Source organism: Campylobacter sp. CNRCH_2013_0898h (genome assembly GCF_025772965.1).
In the GTDB taxonomy this organism is placed as follows: domain Bacteria; phylum Campylobacterota; class Campylobacteria; order Campylobacterales; family Campylobacteraceae; genus Campylobacter_D; species Campylobacter_D lari_D.
The window spans coordinates 1-18,538 of record NZ_JAKMTD010000004.1 but is presented as its reverse complement, the minus strand read 5'-3'; the positions used below and the strand labels follow the sequence as shown (position 1 = coordinate 18,538).

Below are 18,538 nucleotides of genomic sequence, written 5' to 3'. Positions count from 1 at the left end.
TTTTATTTTATAACACCACATGCCATTCTAGCACCGCCACCGCCAAGTGCTGCAGGATGATCGCTGTGATTGTCTCCTCCAAAATGTATCATTAGAGCATGATTTTTAAGCTCATCAAGAGTTTTGATTTTTGGTGCTAATACAGGGTTAGTTGCTTTACCATCTTTTTCTACATAAAGTGGTGGTAAATCCCCTTTGTGACCTTTATCATCCCATGGGCTTGAGTGAGCATCTGTTTTTTCAGGATCCCAGTGTCCACCTGCTTTCATACCTAAACCTTTATCAGTTGCTCCACAATCAGCATTTGCATGAACATGAAAGCCATGAATTCCACTTTCTAAACCTTTAAGATTTGGATAAAATGCTACCCCATAAGGAGTTTGTACTGCTACAACTTCGCCTGCATCTTTATTAGCTTTTTTATCAAGAATTTCCATTTTGATAACTAAATGATCTTTTTGTGCTTTTGGATTAAAATTTTCTAAATTTGCTCCAAATAAAAAGCTTGATGCTAGTAAAGAACCTAGAATGATTTTTTTCATTTTTTCTCCTTTTTTAATTGAAATTAATTATATTGTAACATAAATTCTTAATAAAAAATATTTTTTATTGTATTATATAAATAATCAAAAAACTTATAAAAAGGTATATATGTTAATTTTTCCAAAAGATCTTGAAAAAATCAGTCAAAATGTTTTGAAAAATACTTTTTTTTCTTTATGTTGGTATCAAAAAGATTTTTCAAATGATAAAAATCAAGAAGTTGTATTTAAAGATTATGCTTTAGTATTTATTTTAAAAGGTTCTAAAAGTATTTATACTATGGATAATCAGTTTAATGTAAAAAAAGATGAGCTTGTGTTTTTTACAAAAAATTCTTTTTCCATTAGAGACTATTTAAATGATGAAAATATATATGAATCTATTATTTTGTGTTTTAAGGAAAGTATTTTAATAGAACTTATTTTTAAATATCAAGAATTAATTTGTAAATTAGATTCTCCAAAATATGCTAAAAGTTTATTTAGCTTAAAAACTAATCTGATAACTAAAGGTATTTTCGAGTCTTTCTTACCTTGTATAAATGAATTTAATGAGAAAAATGAATATCTGCTTAGATTAAAATTTGAAGAATTGTTTTTGTCTTTATTATATAGTGAAGATAATGCAGAGTTTTTAGCTTTTTTAAAAGCCATTTTAAGTGGTTTTAAATTAGAGCTTTATAAGATGTTTGCATATTGTCAAAATGACTTTGAAAGCGTAGCTTCTATGGCCAAATTTAGTAAAATGGATATAGCAAGTTTTAGTCGTAATTTTAAACAAAGTTTTGGTATTACTCCTAAAGAATGGCTTGATAACAAGCGTTTTGAAAGAGCTAAATTTTTACTTGAATTTTCTACAAAAAATATCACTCAAATTTGTTATGAACTTGGATTTAATTCTCCTGCTTGGTTTATAGCAAGATATAAAAAAAGATATGGCATTACCCCAAAACAAGAACAAAAGTCAAAAAACTTATATTTTTTATCTTAAAAATGATAGATTTTATTTTGGTTTTTTATTAGAATTTGTTAATAAAATTTAAGAAAGGTAACAATTATGAAAAAAAGTATTTTAACTTTGGCCTTATTTGCATTTTGCGGTGCAAATGCTTTAGAGGTTCAAGAATTTAAAGGTTTTGCACATCCTGAAAGTGTATATGTAGATAAAAATGCAGTTTATGTATCTAATGTAGGAAAAGAGCTAACTCCATTAAATAAAGACAATGATGGTTTTATTTCAAAATTAGATAAAGATGGAAAAATTTTGGAATTAGAATTTATAAAAGGTCTTAATGCTCCAAAAGGTATGTCTAAAATAGGTGATGTTTTATATGTGGTTGATATTGATATTTTATATGGCTTTGATATAAAAAATAAAAAAGAAATTTTCAAACTTCCTATAAAAAATGCGGTATTTTTAAATGATATTGCTGTGTTAAATAATGACACATTATTAGTTAGTGACACAGGTACAGGATACATCCACAAAGTATTTTTAAAGGATAAAAAATATGAAAACTTTATCCATTTAGATTCAAAATATGGTGGCCCAAATGGATTGTTAATAGATAAAAATACTTTATTTGTAGCAGGTTATGATCCAAGTGATAAAGCAGGTGGGAAAATCATTAGTATTGATTTAAATTCAAAGAAAATTCAAGAATTAAGCAAAAAAATAGAACAATTTGATGGCATTGTGTATGATAAAAATAAAAATCTTTTAGTGTCAAGTTGGGGTAAAAATCTTCAAGGATATATTTATACTCTAAAAGATAATAAAGAAATAAAACTTGATTTGGCTTCTATAAAAGGTCCTGCAGATATGTTTTTTGATGGTGAGTATTTATGGGTGCCAAAAATGGCAGAAAATGCTTTAATTAAAGTAAAAATATAAAAACTTTTAAGCCTTTGGGCTTAAAAGTCAAATAATTCCCCAAGCCAACTTTCTTTTTTCTTGTATTTATAGCCGTTATTATGATGGTAGTTTGCTTGTTGGTTATAATTTTGTTGTTGAGGTTGTTGTGTACTTTGAGAAGAATTTCTTTCTATGATTTTATCAAGCTCACCACGATCAAGCCAAACACCACGGCATTTTGGACAATAATCAATTTCAACTCCATTTCTTTCGCTCATCAATAAGTCAGTATTTACACAAACTGGACAAGTCATTGTATTCCTTTTTTGAAAATTTTTGAAAGTATATAAGTTTTAAGTAAATTAAGGGTTTAAATTCCAATCAATAAGACTTTTACCAAGTTTTGATAAAATTTCATTACTTTTTGAAAAATGCTTGCAACCTAAAAAAGCATTTCTTGCTAAAGGCGAAGGATGTGCTGCTTCTAGGATAAAGTGTTTTTGAGGGTTGATTAAATTTTTTTTATTTTTAGCATAATTTCCCCAAAGTAAAAATATCAATCCTTCTTTTTCATTGCTAAGTTTTGATATAACCGCATCGGTAAATTTTTGCCAACCAAAATGTGCATGTGAAGCAGGTTTATTTGCTTCTACACTTAAAATAGAATTTAAAAGTAAAATTCCTTGTTTAGCCCATTTACTTAAATCACCATGTTTTGCTATAGGGATGTTCAAATCATCTTGCAATTCTTTATAGATATTAAGTAAAGATGGGGGAATTTTAACACCCATTGGCACGCTAAAGCTCAAACCCATGGCTTGATGAGGGTTGTGGTAAGGATCTTGTCCTAAAAGTATGATTTTTAAATCTTGTAAAGGGGTTAGATTAAAAGCATTAAAGATTAAATTCGCGGGTGGATATATAGTTTTTCTTTCATTTAAAGCATTGATATAATGAGTTTTTATTTCTAAAAAATAAGGTTTTAAAAACTCTTCTTTTAAAAATTCCTTCCAAGCGTTATCTATTTTAATTTTTTCTAAGCAAATTTCCATTTTTATCCCTACCAAGAAAGTATAAATTCACTTCCTTTATCTTTTTTACTCAAAACTTTTATGTTGATATTGTTTTTATCGGCTATTTGTTTGACTAAATTTAAGCCTATGCCAAAACCACCTTGGTCTTGATTAAAGCGTTTGTAGCGTGTAAAAATTTGAGTAATTTCTTTAGTGCTCATACCTTGACCTTCATCTTTAATACTAAGTGTTTTTTCTTTTAAACAAATAAAGATTTTTTTATTAGTATTGGTGTATTTTATGGCATTGCTTAAAAGATTGTCAAGTAAAATTTGCATTTCTTCTTTATTTGCATAGAAATTTTGCTCTAAAAGCTCTTTTTCAATGATGAGATTTTTTTGAGAGATTAAAGTGTCAAAGTATTCCAATCTTTGTTCTAAAAGCTCTTTTAAATTTATATCTTCTTTTGTATTTTCTTTTTGTAAGAAAAAATTTAAGGCTATGAGGTTTTGATAGATATGATTTAAATTTTTACTTGCTAGTTTGATATGATTTAGTTTTTTAGTGTTATTTGGATTTAAATTTGTATCATCAAATTTTTTAATACTAGCTAAAATCACGCTCAAAGGCGTGTTAATTTCATGTGTGGTATCTTTAATAAAATCATTGAGTGTTTTAAATTGTTCTTTGATATTTTTAAAAACAAGCAAGATGAGTATATAAGCAATTATAGCAAGTAGTAAAATACATATAAGTGTATAAAAAATAGTTTTTAATTTTAGTTTCCAAAGTTCATTAGCATAATCGTTAATATCTAAATTATTGTAGTTATCTTTGCGGTATTGTTCTTTTTTAAAGCCAAGATCTTCCGTTTCTATAATGATATGGATATTTTTATGTCTCAAAAAATGAGAATGGTGTTTTGGCTTTCTTAAATTACTCGTATCTATATAAGTATTAAGATTTCTAATCCTTGAAAAATCTATGAATAATCTTTTGTTTTCGTTGTAAATAAAGTTGTTTTCTTTAAGCTGTGTTAATATTTTTAAAGCATCAAAAGTTAAATTACTAAAAATGATTTGATTGTTTGCAACAATAGCAAATTGAGTATTTATTTTTTTAGAAATATAAGAAAAATCATCTTCGTTTAATAAATTTTTATCGTGTCTTGCTTCAATGATATTTTGTAAAATATAATTATAGTGAGTGTATGAGTGTGTGATTTGATTTAATCGTATATAATTTGCTTCTTTTTGATAAAAAGTAATAAAAAAAATCGTTAAAAATATGCCACTTGTGATGATATAAAGGGCTAGAATTTTAAAAATGGTATTATTAAAGTTTTCACTTTTCATTTTCTAGCCTAATGGCATAGCCTATATTTCTTTGATTGATGATAAGGTCTTTACCAAGAATTTTTCTTAAATTTTTGATATACACCCTAAGGCTCATAATCACAGGCTCTTCATCTAAACTCCAAATTTCGTCAAAAATAGTTTCTATATTTACAAAATGAGGGCGTTTTTTTAAAAGTAAAGCTAGGAGTTCTTTTTCTTTATTAGTTAGGTTGATAATTTCTCCATTTTGATAAAGGGTTTTATTGATAGGATCAAAAGAAATATTTTTTGAAGAGCTAAGTAAGATTAAGTCTTCCTTTTGATGACTAAAATTTCTTTTAATGATATTTTTTACACGGATAATTAACTCATCAACATCAAAAGGCTTTTTAATATAATCATCACAACCTGATAAAAATCCTTGTTTTACATCATCAAGCATGGATAAAGAAGTTAAAAATATAGCAGGAGTGTTTTTAGCACTTTCTCTTAATTCCTTTAATACTTCAAAACCATTGCCTTTTGGAACTTTAACATCAAAAATCCAAAGATCAAAATTTTCTTCATAAGCTTTTTCTAGTGCCTCTTGTGCATCATATACACAAGAGACTTTAAAACCTTCATCGCTTAAGGCTTCATTGATGATTTCATTTAAGCTTAAATCATCTTCTAAGAGTAGAATTTTTGCTGCCATTTTATCTCATTGAGCAATTTCCATGATTTGCACCATGCCCTTGATGATTCATTTTATGGGCTTTGTGTTCATTTTTATTATAATGATGTAAATTTAAATCTCGTATTTCTTTGCCACTCATTTCATCGGTTAGTTTTTGCATATCTTCTTGAACGATAGCCTTTCTTTGACTTCTTTCTTGAGGAGAAAGTTTAGAGATGTTTTCGCGTAAGTTACTTTTAAATTGTTGATGAAAAACTTTTGCGTCTTTGTATTTCATCTCATTCATTCTCTTTTTCATTTCTATAATTAAGTCAGCTTGATCTTGTGCTTTTACGCTTTTTGCAAGATTTAAAATTTCATCATTGCTTTTTTTGGAAAAATCAGCACTAAATGCTAAAGAGGCTGCTAAAGAACCCATAATAAATAAACCTATAATTTTTTTCATTTTTTCTCCTTTAAATTAATGATGAGAAATTATAAAAACCCAAGATAAAGCCAAAATAAAATTTATTGACAAACAAAAAGCACATTAGCTTTTAAGCTTTGCTTTTCATTTTTAATAACAGGAAGCACTACACTATCTGCACTAGCTGCTAAACTTGGAGAATTGTATTTGATATTACAACTATCAAAATGAACATTTTTTACTATGCAAGTTTTTGTTAAAGTTTTAGAATAATATTGAGCTTTTTCAAAAGCTTTTTTAAGCGCAAGATCGTATAAATCTTCTTTGTTTGCTTCTAAGGTTGCTTCGTCAAATCCTGCTTGCAAGGCTTTAGTATTAAAAGAAATTAAAGTATTAGTATTGCTGATATTTTCTATATCTTTTATAAGATTTTCATAGTCTTTATTTTTATTTTGTGGGATTTGACAAGTGAAATTAGAATACAATCTATACCCATTAAGTGTTTTTACTCCTTGATAATAATTATAACTTGGCTCTAAAGTATAACTTCCACCTTTACAATAGTCTTCTTTGGCAATACGATCTGAAATTTCTTTGAAAGTTTTAGCAATATGATTTTTTTCATCACTAGAGATGATAGTTTTTTTACTAAGTTCTTCGCTCGCGCTAAAATTTAAAACAGCATTAAAAACATTTGGCATGATTTCATTTGATACTTCTATATTTCTTGAAAATTCTACATTTTGTTTATTATGATTTTTTAAACCTAAAAATTCAGTATTAAAAACTACTCCTAGTACAAACAATACTAAACAAAGTAATCCTAATCCTAAACCTTTTAAAAAACTTTTCATTTTTACTCCTTTTTAAAAATATTTTTTTAATTTTAACATAAAGCTTTTAAGAATAGATTGTATAATTTTTAAAAACAAAGAAAGTTTTAATGCGAAAAATTCATGAAAGTATTTTAAAATGGTATAACGAGAATGGTAGAAAAAACCTTCCTTGGCGTATTTTGCATAAAGAATATAGAAAATATGGTAGCGAGGATGATTTAAAAAAGCTAAAAAATATTGACAATGCTTATGCTGTTTATATTAGCGAGATTATGTTACAACAAACTCAAGTAAAGAGTGTTTTGCAAAATTATTATTTTCAGTTTTTAGCTAAATTTCCTTCTTTAAAAGCGCTTTCTATGGCAAGCGAAGATGAGGTTTTAAAAGCTTGGCAAGGACTTGGGTATTATACTAGAGCTAGGAATATACATAAATGTGCAAAAATTTGTGTGCAAGAATTTAATGCAAAATTACCATTTGACATAAAAGAGCTTCAAAAACTTCCTGGTATTGGAGAATATACAGCTGGTGCTATAGCTTGTTTTGGTTTTTTACAAGCTAAAGCTTTTGTGGATGCAAATATTAAAAGAGTTTTGAGTAGATTTTATAGTTTGCAAAATCCAAACTCTAAACTTTTAACGCAAAAAGCAAAAGAGTTTTTAAACTATGATAATGCATTTGATCATAATCAAGCTTTGTTGGATATAGGGGCTTTGATTTGTTTACCTAAAAATGCAAAATGCAAGCTTTGCCCCATAGAGAGTTTTTGTAGTGGAAAAAATGAATATGAAAAATTTCATGTATCTAAAAAAACTCAATATGAAAATATTATTTTAAATATACTCATAGTGCAAAAAAATGAGCAGTTTTTGCTTATCAAAAGCAAAGAAAAGCTATATTTTAATATGTATAATTTTTTAGAATACAATAAAGAAAAAAATGCAAAATTTATAGGTGAATTTAAACACTCTTACACCAAATATAAAATTAATGCCAAGGTGTATTTTTTAAAAGATGATGATTTTGAAGATTTAAAAGTAAAAGCATTTTCTTATAAAGAATTAGAACATCTTGCACTTTCAAAACTTGCCCTAAAGGCGTTTGAGCTTTTTAAAAAGAGTGATTATGCATTTTGAGAAAATTTATATAGAATTAAGTGATATTTGTGGATTAAAATGTGATTTTTGTCCTAGCCAAAAAGCGCAAAGAAAACAAATGAACCTTGAAAATTTTGAAAAAATTTGCAAAAGTGTGCATAGTCATGCCAAGCTTTTTACTTTTCATGTGCTTGGAGATCCTTTAAGGATTTTAAATTTAAAAGAGTATTTAAAAATAGCTTTTAAATTTAATATGCAAATAGAACTTACTACAAGCGGGTTTTATTTTGATGATGAGAAAATAAAACTTGTTTTAGATTCTAAAAACATACGACAAATCAATATTTCTTTGGGTGCTTTTTTATCTCAAAGTAGAATGAGTTTAAAAGAATACTTTGAGCCTGTTTTAAAACTTATTTTTTTGCACTTGGAAAATAAAAACAATTCTTTTATCAATTTAAGACTTTGGAATTTAGATAAAAATTTCAACCCACCTTTAGAAAATGAGAAAATTTATGATTTTTTAGAGCAAAATTTTAAAGTAAAAATTCAAAAGCAAAAAACTAAAAATCGCCTAGAAAGGCATGTTATATTACACCAAGCTAGGCTTTTTAAATGGCCTTCTTTGAAAGATGAGGTTATTAGGGAGAATGGGTGTTGTCATGCTTTAAATGGACAAATTGCTATTTTAAGCGATGGAACTTTAGTGCCTTGTTGTTTGGATACTAAAGGGGATATAAAACTTGGAAATTGTTTTGAAAAAGATTTTAGCGAGCTTTTAAATTCGTCTTTATATATAGAATTAAAAGAAGGCTTTAAGCAAGGAATTTTAAAAGCTGATCTTTGCAAAAGATGTGAGTTTTTGCAATTTAAAAACTGATTTTCCTTGCTCGGACAATTATAATTTCAGGAAATTCTTCATCTAAAAAAGGTTCTTCAAAAAATCCATCTATAATAAAACCATTTTTAAAACAAGTGTTGAAAATTTCTTCCAAAGAACGGTGGTAGTAGTGATGTTTTACAGGTTGTTTTTCAAATACATACCCAAGATAATTATGCGGACTAAGATATTTTTTAGTTAATGTTACAAAACAAGGATGTTGAGTAGCAAAAACAAAAATTCCATTTTCTTTTAGTAGAAAATAAAGACTTTTAAATAAGGGCTGGATATTTTCCATATCCATGATAGCCATATTTGAAACAGCTTTGCTAAAGGTGTGTTTTTTAGCTAAATTTTGCAAAGTCAATTCATCGCTAGCGTCTATGGTTTGAAAATGAATTTTATGTAGAAAATTTTTCCATCTTTGTTTTGCTAATTTTATCATTTGATCACTATAATCAAAAGCATAAACATTTATGTTGTATTTTTTGCACATATAAGCGGAAAAATTTCCATTTCCACAAGCAATATCTAGAATATAATCATCATCTTGTATGTTTAACAATTCTTCAACTTTAGGACGCACAACTTTTTTATGAAATTCATTAGAATCATCTCCCATTTGTATATCCCAAAATTTTGCATTAATATCCCATGCTTTTTGCATTTTAAAAACCTAAATTAACTCCACCTTCATTGTTGATTTGATAGTTTGCATCCAAACCATGTTCTATTTCTTCTTCTTTGTCATTGTCTTTAGAATGTTTAAAAATATCTTCGGTAATTTTTGTAGCTATACCTCTAAGGGCTTTTTGTTTGCTTGATTTGCTTGTAGAACTCATTTTAAATTCTAGGGTATTGGAAGCTTTGATTTGAGTTGTAGCAAATTCTATCAAACGATAATCAATGTTAATATTATAAGTTTGAGTGTTAATTTCATTTTGTGTTTGTGTTATTTTAGGGTTTAAAATAAGTAAAAAATCAGCCCCTAAAACATTATAAAGCTTAACAAGTTCATCATCGCTTGCATTTTTTATAAGTAAAGATTTTTCTTGATTATAAAGATCAAGATTTGCTCTATCTAAAATTCTAAATTTTTTACTTTGGAGCAAAACGCTTAAAAGCTCTTGTTCAAATTTAGCCGAAAGTTCATCTTTAACTTTATTGATGATAATTAGCGAACTTTTATCTTCAAGATTTTTTTCACTATAAAGTTTTTTGTAAATCACAACTTTTGCATGGAATTCATTTTGATTTGTTTGAGTTAAAGATTTAATATCATAGCTATTAAAAACTCCATTGCTAACTAAGTCTATTTCTTCATCATAACCTATATTGAAATTTCCATTAAAGCTAAATTCGAATTTTTTAAGCTTAACTTGTTTTAAGCCCTCCATTTTCCCAAGAGCTTCATTGATAGCATTTTTTATTGCTTCACTTCTTGTATTTCCAAAACCCTCACCATAACTTTCTTTGTTTAAAGCGCTTTGTGCTTGACAAAAACAAACAAGAGCAAAAAAAAGAATTAGTAGTTTTTTTACCATGTTACACTCTTGCTTTTACCTGTTTTATCAATAGTTTTTTCATCTTCCCAAAAAGCTAAACCGCTAGTTAAATCTGTAAGAATTAAATGGAAAAAATATTCAGTTTGGATTTTGCCATTATAAAGTTTAACGGTATCTTGTCTGATTTTACCAGAAAGTGAGAAATTTGGGGCCAAAAGTGTGCCTTTTTTGGCTATGGAATTTTGATTAAATTCTTCATTGTCTCTTAAATCTCTTACATCATGAGATAAACTATCTTTTGCTCCACCTGCTGCTACAGCGGTTGTTAGTATAAATTTACCAGATTTTCTTAATGCTATGGTAATTTTTGAAGTGAGTTTATCTGTGTCTATTCTTTGCGGAGTGTCATTGATGATTTTTCCTATGGCAATAACTTTTCTATTAGAGCTATTTAAATTTGCAAAAGCAGGATCACTAAGCAAGCTTTGTATCATATCTTCAGCAGTTTTTTCAAAATCTTCTCTATCAAGTCCTAAAGTAAGTGCGTTTCCTTGAACTTTTTGCGAAGCTTTACCATCAGTATATTTTGGTTGTGAAGAACAAGCGCTGAAAATCAAAATCGCAAAAACCATAAAAAATAAACTTTTTTTCATTTTATCTCCTTATTTTTCTTTAATTTTGTAAATAATATTTGAATTTGGCACAAAAGATCTTATAAGCACAATATAATTTTTATCTTTTTCCAGCTCATCTTCAAAGATTATTTTTTCTTTATCATTATAAATTTTAACTAAACCTTCATTTTTTAGCATTAAAATACTAGCACTTTTTGGTAAAGCTTGCCACATTCTAAGATCTGCTTTATTGATTAAAGCAGTGCTAACAGTGCTAATAAATGATAAAAATCCACTAGAATCATTATTAGCTATGGCTAAATTAATTGAAGTTTTAAGAGCGCTTGAGGCTAGGGTTTTCATCACCATAGAGGGTAAAAGAGTTTTAAATTCACTTGCTATAATATCATCAAAATAAATTAAATTTTGTGTTTTTTCATCTTGACTTTGCAAGAATTTATAAGAAGCATTTCTTGATTTTAAATAAGCAAAAGCTACACTAATATTTGCAAGATTATCATTAAAAACAAATGGCAGGGTAAGATCAAATTCTTCTTTTGTAGCACTAAAACCATCTTCATAAATGATAAAAATATATTTTTGTTGAGGGAAGGATGTTTTTAAATGAGTGAATTTTTCAAATACTTGAAATTGTTTTTGAAGTTGTTTGTTTTTTACATCGCTTAATGCTACTTCTTTTAAAAGATCATAAGCTTTAATATAATCTTTATCAAAAAAGAAAAATAAAGCACTAAGATAACTAGCATAGATATTAGTATAATTTTTATTTGCGCTAAATGTGCTAAGAAGATTGTCATATTGTTTATAGATAGGGTTTAAATTTTGCTTAAAACTCGCATATGTTTTTTTATCTTTTTGAAGCTCTTTTTGGTATTCTTCTTGAGCTTTTTGTATATAATCATAAAAATATTCTTTCATTCTATCTTGTCTGTATAAAGCTCTGTTAAACTCTACTCTTGCATTTTTAAAATCTCCCAAGCTCATATAATTTAAACCTTTGTAGGTATTTAGCATAATCCTTTCATAAAAATAACCTTGATAATCATTGATGGTGTCATTAAGTAAAATTTCGCTAAAATTTCTTGTGGCTTTCTGAAGCCCGTTTTGTAAATCTACATCATATTTGTAAGCCTCTTCTGCTTTATCAAAAAAAGCATTACTTTTTTCATAATCTTTACAAACTCTTGCTAAAGAGGCTAAATTTAACCCTGTGTATATAGTGTCTTTGTCTGCATTTTTTAAAGTTAAAGTATTTTCATCGCATTGTTTGTTTACAAAGGCTTTTTCATAAGATAAATTAACATTAGCATGATTTGAACAAGCACTTAAAAAAAGTAAAATAAAAAGATAAAAACAAGAGTAAAAAAGCTTCATAAAATCCCTTTTTTAGTATAAATTTAAAAAAATAAGTTATAATTTTCATTTTTAGAGAGGTGTCCGAGTGGTCGAAGGAGCACGCCTGGAACGCGTGTGTGGGGTAACTCACCGAGGGTTCGAATCCCTTCCTCTCTGCCACTATGCACTTTTATTATACTGACTTCCTATGTAATCTTGTGATGAATTTTGTGTGTATGATTTTATGGCTTTAGAATTTGGATTTGCTTTTTTATCGTCTTCGTCTTTATTTTTATCGTTTTGAGCTTTTGATTCTTCTGCTTTTATTTTAGCTTGCTCGGTGCGTGCATCATTTTGCATTTGCATAGCATTAGCTGCTACTTTATAATCTTGGGGACTAGGATCAGCTGGTGCCATAGCTGCAGCAATTACTTGCATAGCATTGGCTATAGTTTCTTCAGGAGTATTGCCTTTTTGCATTCTTATAGGCACTTCTCCTTCAACTGCATACATTTTATTATCAGGACCTCTTGTATAGCCAAAACTTGCAGCTCCTGCTAAGGCTCCACCTGCTGCTTGGTGGGCTGCTTCATGAGCCCTTACTTCTCTGTCGATTTTTTCAAGCTCTCGTACCTGTTTTACTTCTTCACTACTTAAGTCTTTACCATTAACTTTTTGAGTTTTTTCATCTTTTTCTTGATCGTTTTTATTTTCTTTTGTTTGCTGTGGGTTTTCTTTTTCAGAAATATTTTCTTTTGTTTGTTCTTTGTCTTTGTTTTGATAAGGATTTTGCGTATAAAAGGCACCGCCATAACTTGAGCTAATTTGCATTAAAATCCTTTTTAAATATAATTTCATATTTTTAGCACAAAAAAGTTAAAAAATATATAAAATTTATAAAATAAGTATTTTATAAAATGTTAAGCAAAATAAAGTATAATTTTAACTTCTTTTTATGTCAGGGTAGCTCAGCTGGCTAGAGCGCTGGTCTCATAAGCCGGAGGTCGGGAGTTCAAGTCTCCCCCTTGACACCACTTAAAATATCTTTTTAATGTTATATTTATTTTTTATATTTTGTAAATTAGCTTTCAAGAATGCTTATAAGTATAGTTTTTTGATTATATTTAATTTATTGTATGGTTTTAATGCCCTTATTTTACAAGGACATTAAAAATTTAGTGACCTAGTATATGGATTGGGTCTGTGTAGCCGTGCACTAGAGTTTCTTTTCTAGATTTATCATATTGATAGTGCAAAGTAAAAGTAGCATTTAAAATCTTCAATAATCATATTGATTAAGTTCTTCTTGAGTGCCAAGTAGCATTAATATATCGTTTAAATAAGCGGTATTTTCTAGATTTGGCATAATGCTCCAAGTATCATGTTGTTTGTGTGCAATGACTTTTAAATTTTGTCCAATGGATTGCAAAGTTTTCCCCGCTAAATTCTCATCGATTAAAAGTTTTGCTACCTTTATGGTGTTGGCTGAAAGATCTATGATTTCAAAATTTGGATTAGTGATAAGAATTTTAGCCAAACGCTTTGCAGATTCTTTTTCAGGATAGATGACTTTATTAACCCCAAGTTTTGAAAGAATTTGTCCATGTGTAGAAGAATTTGCTTTAGCTATGATATTTTTTACCCCTATTTCTTTTAAGGCCATGAAGGTAAGTATGCTTGATTCTAGATTTTCACCTATACTAAGTATGACAACATCAGCATTTGAATAGCCCGCTTCTTTCAAAGCTATGGTGTGAGTAGAATCTAAGATATAAGCAAAATCCGCATGATCTTGCAACTCTTTAACAGCTTCTTCATCAATATCTGAAACAATAACTCTTTTGCCTTGGTCAATAAGTTCTTTTGCTAAAACAGAGCCAAATCTTCCAAGTCCTATAATACCATAAGTTTCTTTTTTCATAGTATGATTTTTCCTTTTGGGTAATTTAAATATTTTTCTTTTTCTTTAAAAAATATACTAAATAAAAACGCAAGCACGCCCACTCTACCGCTAAGCATTAGTAAAATAACAATAAGTTTGCTTTCGGAGCTAAAAAGCGCACTAAGTGATAAGGTCCCACCATCGCCAACTGAAACACCTACTGTGGCAAATGCTGAACTTGTTTCAAAAAGCAAAGGTAAAAAACTTTTATCATCTTCAATCAAAGATAAAAGCAACACGCAGGTAATAATATAAACAATTGAACTTACTGCTATAATGAAAGCTTTATTAATAGTTTCGCTTGGAATTTCAAAGTTAAAAATTCTTGTATTACTATCTTTAATACTCCAATATGCATAAATTAATAGTACCGCAATAGTAGTTACTTTAATGCCCCCTGCAGTTCCACCTGGTGCACCACCTACAATCATAAACAAAGATCCAAAAAATAAGCTTGCATCCTTAAAGGTGCTAAGATCAAGAGTGTTAAATCCTGCAGTTCGGTAATTTACCGCTGTAAAATATGCACTCATAATTTTATCAAAAAGAGAAAATTCTCCTATGCTTTTTGGGTTGTGATATTCAAATAAAAACACAATCAAACTTGCAAAAATGATTAGTATAATAGTGGAAATTAAAACAAGCTTTGTATGCAGACTTAGACTAGCAAAGCGTTTTTTTGAAAAAAAGTATAATTCTAGCAATACAAAATAGCCCAAACCGCCAATAATAATCAAAGAGGTAATGATAAAGTTAATCCAAAAATCATCCCTATAAGGCATTAAGCCACTTTCAAATATGCTAAAACCTGCATTATTAAAAGCAGAAATGGAGTGAAAAATACTAGCCCATAGAGCATCAGTTAAATTCATATCTAATTTAAATCTTAAAAATAATAAAACAGCACCAACAATTTCAATAGCAAATACAAAAAATAAAACCTTTTTCAAAAATCCTACAAGCCCATCAGCACCAGGATAAATTAAGGATTCTCTTAAAAGATTTTTTTCCCCAAAACTCATCTTTTTCCGTACTAAAATATATAAAGCCATGGCTATACTCATATAACCTAAACCACCTATTTGGATAAGTAGTAAAATAACAAGCTGTCCATAAAAACTAAAATCTAATGAAGTATTTAGCACAATGAGTCCTGTCATACTTACAGCTGAAGCACTAGTAAAAAATGCATCTAAAAAAGATATTGGTTTAGTGTGCATAATGGGTAGCATAAGGATGAAAGTGCCAAAAAGAGCTATAAGTATATAACCTATAAATAAGATTCTTATATTATTTCTATCTAAAGATAATTTTGCCATTTTATTTCTTTAAAAATTAAAAAAATATTCTACTTAAAATTAGTTAATAAGTAAAAGAAGAAAACTTTCCGCTAAAAGCGGAAAGTAAGAGCATTAAAGCATTCCTACTGCTAAAAATCCTAATGAAACAGCAATAGCAATAGCTAATACACCCGGGATAAAGAATGCGTGATTAAATATAAATTTTCCAATTCTTGTTGTACCTGTATCATCCATTTGAACTGCACCTAATAAAGTAGGATAGGTTGGAAGTACAAAAAGTGCTGAAACAGCAGCAAAACAAGCAACTAGCATATAAGAATCTGCAGGATTTGTAGCTGAAATTCCTAATGCAGCAACGATAACTGGAACAATAGCTTTTGCAGTAGCTGCTTGAGAGTATAAAAGCATACTAGCAAAGAAGAAAGCAACTGCAAGCATAGCAGGAGTTTGTTTAACCCATTCACCCGCTACTTCTTTAATACCTGCTTCATGGCCTGCAACGAAAGTATTTCCAAGCCAAGCAACACCAAATACACATACACAAGCCGTCATACCTGATTTAAATACACTTGTATCTAAAATTTTTGCAGGTTCAACTTTACATAAGAATGTAATTAAAGTTGCAGCAGTTAATAAAAAGCTCATAATTGCAGCATCTCTTGGGATAACTACAGGATCAATCCATTTAATATTATTAGAAATTGCAGTAGCATAAAGAACAACTGCTAATACCGTAAATAAAAATATAGCAACTGAAAGTTTTGCACCCGGTTTATCTTCACTATGTAAAACATCTGAAGCACTTTTTACAAGACCAGCTTTTAAGCGTTCTTGATATACAGGGTCTTTGCTAAGATCCATTGGAGTAATTAAACTTACAATAAAAGCTGTAATCATACAAGCAGCAAAAGTAGTTACAATCCAAATTCCAATTAATGCAGGATAGTTCCAGCCAAGTGGCTCTAATACACCAGTCATATAAACAACAGCAGCACTAACTGGAGAAGCTGTAATACCAATTTGTGAAGCAACAACCATTAATGAAAGTGGAGCTGATGGCTTAATATTTTGAGATTTTGCAACATCAATAACAACAGGCATTAATGAAAATACTGCATTACCAGTACCTGCTAAAATAGTAAGCAACCAACCGCAAGCTGGTGCAAGATAATTAATGAATTTTGGGTGTTTACGCAAAATTCTTTCAGTAACTTTTACCATGTAGTCTAAGCCACCTGCTTGTTGCATTGCAGAAATCGCAGCAATAGCAGCAGCGATGATTAAAATAACATCCCAAGGAATATTACCTGGCTTCATGCCTAAAACAAGACCTAAAATAACAACACCCAAACCTCCGGCATAGCCTATTGCTATGCCGCCAAGGCGGATACCTATGAATATTGCTCCAAGGAAGACAACAAGTTGTAAAATAATCATAATATCCATGATTAAACTCCTAAGTTATTAAGCTTTTCTTTTTTCTGTCATATGAGGATTTAACATATTTTCTGGTGTTAAAATCTCATCAATTTTTTCTTTTGGTAAATAGCCTTTTTCAAGACAAATATCACCTACTGCTTTTCCAGTTTCTAGAGCTTCTTTTGCAATACTTGCAGATTTTTCATAACCTAAAATAGGATTAAATGCAGTCACGATTCCGATTGAATTTAATACAAGTTTTTTGCAGTTTTCAGGATTTGCTTTTAATCCTTTAATAGCTTTTTCAGCTAAAGTTTTCATTGCATTTTCAAGCAATACGATCGAGTTAAATAACCCATAAGCAATGCCTGGCTCAAAAGCATTAAGTTCAAATTCACCTCTTTCAGAGCAAAGCATAATAGTAACATCATTACCTATAACTTCATAGCAAGCTTCGCCAACTGCTTCACAAATTACAGGGTTTACTTTACCTGGCATAATAGAACTACCTGGTTGCATAGCAGGTAAACTAATTTCAGCTAGACCGCATCTTGGACCTGAATTCATCAACCTTAAATCATTTGCGATTTTAGATAATCTTACAGCTGCAGTTTTTAATGCGCCACTTACATGTACAAAATCAGCTGTATCTTGAGTAGCTGCAATGAAGTCTTCAGCAGGTTTAAAATCAACACCAGTGATTTCTTTTAATTTTTTCTCAACCACAAATTTATAATCAGGGTGGCAGTTAATTCCTGTTCCAATAGCTGTAGCACCTAAATTTAAATAGCTCATTGACTCACGAGCTGCTGTGATCTTTTCAATATCACTTTTAATATAGCTAGCAAAAGCATTGAAAGTGTTTCCTAAGGTTGTAGGAACCGCATCTTCAAGTTCTGTTCTACCCATTTTGATGATATCTTTGTATTCTTTAGCTTTAGCTTCTAATTCAGCTTTTAAGCCTTCCATAGCTTTTAAAAGATCACTAAGTTTTGCATAGGTTGCTACTTTGATTGAGCTTGGATAGGTATCGTTTGTAGATTGACCTAAATTTGTATGATCATTTGGGTGAAGGTATTGATATTCTCCTTTTTTATGACCCATACTTTCAAGAGCAATATTTGTGATAACTTCGTTAGTGTTCATATTTGTGCTAGTACCAGCACCACCTTGGATCATATCCACAACAAATTGATCTAAAAATTCACCAGCAATCAATCTATCGCAAGCTTTAGCAATAGCATCAGCTTTATCTGCATCAAGAACTCCAACTTCTTTGTTAGCTAGAGCAGCTGCTTTTTTAACTTGAGCAAAAGCTTTTACAAAATAAGGATAATCTTGCAGTCTTCTACCACTCATATTGAAGTTTTCTAGTGCTCTAAAAGTTTGCACTCCATAATAAACTTCATCAGAAATTTCTAACTCACCAATAAAGTCGTGTTCTTTTCTTGTTCCCATGATGTACTCCTTGTGGGTTTTATTTAAGTTTCGTTTATGAACTTAATAGGTATTATATAACAATTTTTTATAAAAGTTTCATAAAATTTTCCAATTTTTTCTAATTTTAATAAAAATATATAAAATAATATAAAGTATTGATATTCATTTTCTAAATAGTGGATATTTTATAAATAATTTTATTTATAATGATATTAATTATATTTATTTTTTGTATATTTTTTTGAAGTATTTGTTGAAGTTATGATTGTAATGGGTATGATTTTTTAGATAATTTGATTATAAGCTATCATCTTAACAC

At 29.0% G+C, this 18,538-nt stretch carries 20 protein-coding genes and 2 tRNA genes; 6 read left to right on the top strand and 16 right to left on the bottom strand.

What is annotated here, in order from left to right; translation table 11 throughout:
* Window positions 1–2 precede the first annotated feature (2 nt).
* The gene (locus tag L8X50_RS02975) at window positions 3–542 is read right to left on the bottom strand and encodes a superoxide dismutase family protein (RefSeq protein WP_133319169.1); all 540 of its coding nucleotides are present in this window, start codon (window positions 540–542) and stop codon (window positions 3–5) included.
* Between the two features lie 109 nt (window positions 543–651).
* Here L8X50_RS02975 and L8X50_RS02970 point away from each other — a divergent pair, with 109 nt between their 5' ends.
* Together L8X50_RS02970 and L8X50_RS02965 are read left to right on the top strand one after the other, a co-directional pair.
* Window positions 652–1,533 carry a helix-turn-helix domain-containing protein gene (locus L8X50_RS02970; protein WP_133319170.1) on the top strand — a complete coding sequence of 294 codons (882 nt, stop codon included), beginning with the start codon at window positions 652–654 and terminating at the stop codon, window positions 1,531–1,533.
* Between the two features lie 66 nt (window positions 1,534–1,599).
* Window positions 1,600–2,436, top strand: a complete 837-nt coding sequence (locus L8X50_RS02965; protein WP_263660362.1) for an ATP-binding protein — start codon at window positions 1,600–1,602, stop codon at window positions 2,434–2,436.
* Window positions 2,437–2,456: 20 nt separating this feature from the next.
* Here the strand turns inward: L8X50_RS02965 and L8X50_RS02960 are convergent, their stop codons facing one another.
* From L8X50_RS02960 to L8X50_RS02935, 6 genes are all read right to left on the bottom strand, one after another.
* Complete coding sequence (locus L8X50_RS02960) at window positions 2,457–2,711, bottom strand: zf-TFIIB domain-containing protein (RefSeq protein WP_133319172.1); 255 nt, start codon at window positions 2,709–2,711, stop codon at window positions 2,457–2,459.
* Window positions 2,712–2,759: 48 nt separating this feature from the next.
* Complete coding sequence (gene ung / locus L8X50_RS02955; protein ID WP_220567033.1) at window positions 2,760–3,449, bottom strand: uracil-DNA glycosylase; 690 nt, start codon at window positions 3,447–3,449, stop codon at window positions 2,760–2,762.
* Between the two features lie 8 nt (window positions 3,450–3,457).
* A complete protein-coding gene (locus L8X50_RS02950; protein ID WP_133319174.1) occupies window positions 3,458–4,765 on the bottom strand; it encodes a sensor histidine kinase in 1,308 nt (435 codons plus the stop codon).
* Window positions 4,755–5,441, bottom strand: a complete 687-nt coding sequence (locus L8X50_RS02945) for a response regulator transcription factor (RefSeq protein ID WP_263660361.1) — start codon at window positions 5,439–5,441, stop codon at window positions 4,755–4,757. Before L8X50_RS02945 ends, L8X50_RS02950 begins: the two co-directional genes overlap by 11 nt.
* Before the next feature lies 1 nt (window position 5,442).
* On the bottom strand, window positions 5,443–5,868 hold the full coding sequence (locus L8X50_RS02940) for a DUF1104 domain-containing protein (protein ID WP_258108242.1): 426 nt from the start codon (window positions 5,866–5,868) through the stop codon (window positions 5,443–5,445).
* A 62-nt stretch (window positions 5,869–5,930) separates the two neighbouring features.
* Window positions 5,931–6,683 (bottom strand): SIMPL domain-containing protein, encoded by a 753-nt coding sequence (locus tag L8X50_RS02935; protein ID WP_263660360.1) that lies wholly within the window; start codon window positions 6,681–6,683, stop codon window positions 5,931–5,933.
* Between the two features lie 89 nt (window positions 6,684–6,772).
* Here L8X50_RS02935 and mutY point away from each other — a divergent pair, with 89 nt between their 5' ends.
* Window positions 6,773–7,801: an A/G-specific adenine glycosylase gene (mutY, locus tag L8X50_RS02930; protein ID WP_263660359.1), complete on the top strand. Its 1,029-nt coding sequence runs from the start codon at window positions 6,773–6,775 to the stop codon at window positions 7,799–7,801.
* A complete protein-coding gene (locus L8X50_RS02925) occupies window positions 7,791–8,642 on the top strand; it encodes a radical SAM/SPASM domain-containing protein (RefSeq protein ID WP_263660358.1) in 852 nt (283 codons plus the stop codon). Before mutY ends, L8X50_RS02925 begins: the two co-directional genes overlap by 11 nt.
* Here the strand turns inward: L8X50_RS02925 and L8X50_RS02920 are convergent.
* Genes L8X50_RS02920 through L8X50_RS02905 form a run of 4 tightly spaced genes read right to left on the bottom strand, consistent with a single transcriptional unit; the run spans window position 8,632 to window position 12,156 of the window.
* Window positions 8,632–9,309, bottom strand: a complete 678-nt coding sequence (locus L8X50_RS02920) for a class I SAM-dependent methyltransferase (RefSeq protein WP_263660357.1) — start codon at window positions 9,307–9,309, stop codon at window positions 8,632–8,634. The two genes, L8X50_RS02925 and L8X50_RS02920, sit on opposite strands and share 11 nt — an antisense overlap.
* Window position 9,310: 1 nt before the next feature.
* On the bottom strand, window positions 9,311–10,186 hold the full coding sequence (locus tag L8X50_RS02915) for a CsgG/HfaB family protein (RefSeq protein WP_259443361.1): 876 nt from the start codon (window positions 10,184–10,186) through the stop codon (window positions 9,311–9,313).
* A complete protein-coding gene (lpoB, locus tag L8X50_RS02910) occupies window positions 10,180–10,800 on the bottom strand; it encodes a penicillin-binding protein activator LpoB (protein WP_263660356.1) in 621 nt (206 codons plus the stop codon). Before lpoB ends, L8X50_RS02915 begins: the two co-directional genes overlap by 7 nt.
* 9 nt (window positions 10,801–10,809) lie before the next feature.
* A complete protein-coding gene (locus L8X50_RS02905; RefSeq protein ID WP_263660355.1) occupies window positions 10,810–12,156 on the bottom strand; it encodes a hypothetical protein in 1,347 nt (448 codons plus the stop codon).
* Between the two features lie 53 nt (window positions 12,157–12,209).
* On the opposite strand from L8X50_RS02905, the gene L8X50_RS02900 reads away from it, so the two are divergent.
* Window positions 12,210–12,297 (top strand) — tRNA-Ser (locus L8X50_RS02900).
* Here L8X50_RS02900 and L8X50_RS02895 read toward each other — a convergent pair.
* Window positions 12,298–12,948 carry a putative metalloprotease CJM1_0395 family protein gene (locus L8X50_RS02895; RefSeq protein ID WP_220567041.1) on the bottom strand — a complete coding sequence of 217 codons (651 nt, stop codon included), beginning with the start codon at window positions 12,946–12,948 and terminating at the stop codon, window positions 12,298–12,300.
* Between the two features lie 126 nt (window positions 12,949–13,074).
* Between L8X50_RS02895 and L8X50_RS02890 the strand changes: the two genes are divergently transcribed.
* Window positions 13,075–13,151, top strand: a tRNA-Met gene (locus tag L8X50_RS02890).
* Window positions 13,152–13,396: 245 nt separating this feature from the next.
* Here L8X50_RS02890 and L8X50_RS02885 read toward each other — a convergent pair.
* From L8X50_RS02885 to L8X50_RS02870, 4 genes are all read right to left on the bottom strand, one after another.
* Window positions 13,397–14,038, bottom strand: coding sequence for a potassium channel family protein (locus L8X50_RS02885; RefSeq protein ID WP_133319183.1), 642 nt, complete (start codon window positions 14,036–14,038; stop codon window positions 13,397–13,399).
* The gene (locus tag L8X50_RS02880; protein ID WP_263660354.1) at window positions 14,035–15,378 is read right to left on the bottom strand and encodes a TrkH family potassium uptake protein; all 1,344 of its coding nucleotides are present in this window, start codon (window positions 15,376–15,378) and stop codon (window positions 14,035–14,037) included. Before L8X50_RS02880 ends, L8X50_RS02885 begins: the two co-directional genes overlap by 4 nt.
* Before the next feature lie 93 nt (window positions 15,379–15,471).
* Complete coding sequence (locus tag L8X50_RS02875) at window positions 15,472–16,806, bottom strand: anaerobic C4-dicarboxylate transporter (protein WP_133319185.1); 1,335 nt, start codon at window positions 16,804–16,806, stop codon at window positions 15,472–15,474.
* 18 nt (window positions 16,807–16,824) lie between these two features.
* The gene (locus tag L8X50_RS02870; RefSeq protein ID WP_220567042.1) at window positions 16,825–18,237 is read right to left on the bottom strand and encodes an aspartate ammonia-lyase; all 1,413 of its coding nucleotides are present in this window, start codon (window positions 18,235–18,237) and stop codon (window positions 16,825–16,827) included.
* Window positions 18,238–18,538: the final 301 nt, after the last annotated feature.

Bases quoted from the DNA above. Each gene is read 5' to 3' on its own strand.
- L8X50_RS02895 (WP_220567041.1), bottom strand. From the start codon at position 12,948: ATGCAAATTAGCTCAAGTTATGGCGGTGCCTTTTATACGCAAAATCCT.
- L8X50_RS02975 (WP_133319169.1), bottom strand. From the start codon at position 542: ATGAAAAAAATCATTCTAGGTTCTTTACTAGCATCAAGCTTTTTATTT.
- L8X50_RS02960 (WP_133319172.1), bottom strand. From the start codon at position 2,711: ATGACTTGTCCAGTTTGTGTAAATACTGACTTATTGATGAGCGAAAGA.
- L8X50_RS02925 (WP_263660358.1), top strand. From the start codon at position 7,791: ATGCATTTTGAGAAAATTTATATAGAATTAAGTGATATTTGTGGATTA.
- L8X50_RS02920 (WP_263660357.1), bottom strand. From the start codon at position 9,309: ATGCAAAAAGCATGGGATATTAATGCAAAATTTTGGGATATACAAATG.
- L8X50_RS02970 (WP_133319170.1), top strand. From the start codon at position 652: ATGTTAATTTTTCCAAAAGATCTTGAAAAAATCAGTCAAAATGTTTTG.
- L8X50_RS02870 (WP_220567042.1), bottom strand. From the start codon at position 18,237: ATGGGAACAAGAAAAGAACACGACTTTATTGGTGAGTTAGAAATTTCT.
- L8X50_RS02915 (WP_259443361.1), bottom strand. From the start codon at position 10,186: ATGGTAAAAAAACTACTAATTCTTTTTTTTGCTCTTGTTTGTTTTTGT.
- L8X50_RS02875 (WP_133319185.1), bottom strand. From the start codon at position 16,806: ATGGATATTATGATTATTTTACAACTTGTTGTCTTCCTTGGAGCAATA.
- mutY (WP_263660359.1), top strand. From the start codon at position 6,773: ATGCGAAAAATTCATGAAAGTATTTTAAAATGGTATAACGAGAATGGT.
- lpoB (WP_263660356.1), bottom strand. From the start codon at position 10,800: ATGAAAAAAAGTTTATTTTTTATGGTTTTTGCGATTTTGATTTTCAGC.
- L8X50_RS02950 (WP_133319174.1), bottom strand. From the start codon at position 4,765: ATGAAAAGTGAAAACTTTAATAATACCATTTTTAAAATTCTAGCCCTT.
- L8X50_RS02945 (WP_263660361.1), bottom strand. From the start codon at position 5,441: ATGGCAGCAAAAATTCTACTCTTAGAAGATGATTTAAGCTTAAATGAA.
- ung (WP_220567033.1), bottom strand. From the start codon at position 3,449: ATGGAAATTTGCTTAGAAAAAATTAAAATAGATAACGCTTGGAAGGAA.
- L8X50_RS02965 (WP_263660362.1), top strand. From the start codon at position 1,600: ATGAAAAAAAGTATTTTAACTTTGGCCTTATTTGCATTTTGCGGTGCA.
- L8X50_RS02885 (WP_133319183.1), bottom strand. From the start codon at position 14,038: ATGAAAAAAGAAACTTATGGTATTATAGGACTTGGAAGATTTGGCTCT.
- L8X50_RS02880 (WP_263660354.1), bottom strand. From the start codon at position 15,378: ATGGCAAAATTATCTTTAGATAGAAATAATATAAGAATCTTATTTATA.
- L8X50_RS02905 (WP_263660355.1), bottom strand. From the start codon at position 12,156: ATGAAGCTTTTTTACTCTTGTTTTTATCTTTTTATTTTACTTTTTTTA.
- L8X50_RS02935 (WP_263660360.1), bottom strand. From the start codon at position 6,683: ATGAAAAGTTTTTTAAAAGGTTTAGGATTAGGATTACTTTGTTTAGTA.
- L8X50_RS02940 (WP_258108242.1), bottom strand. From the start codon at position 5,868: ATGAAAAAAATTATAGGTTTATTTATTATGGGTTCTTTAGCAGCCTCT.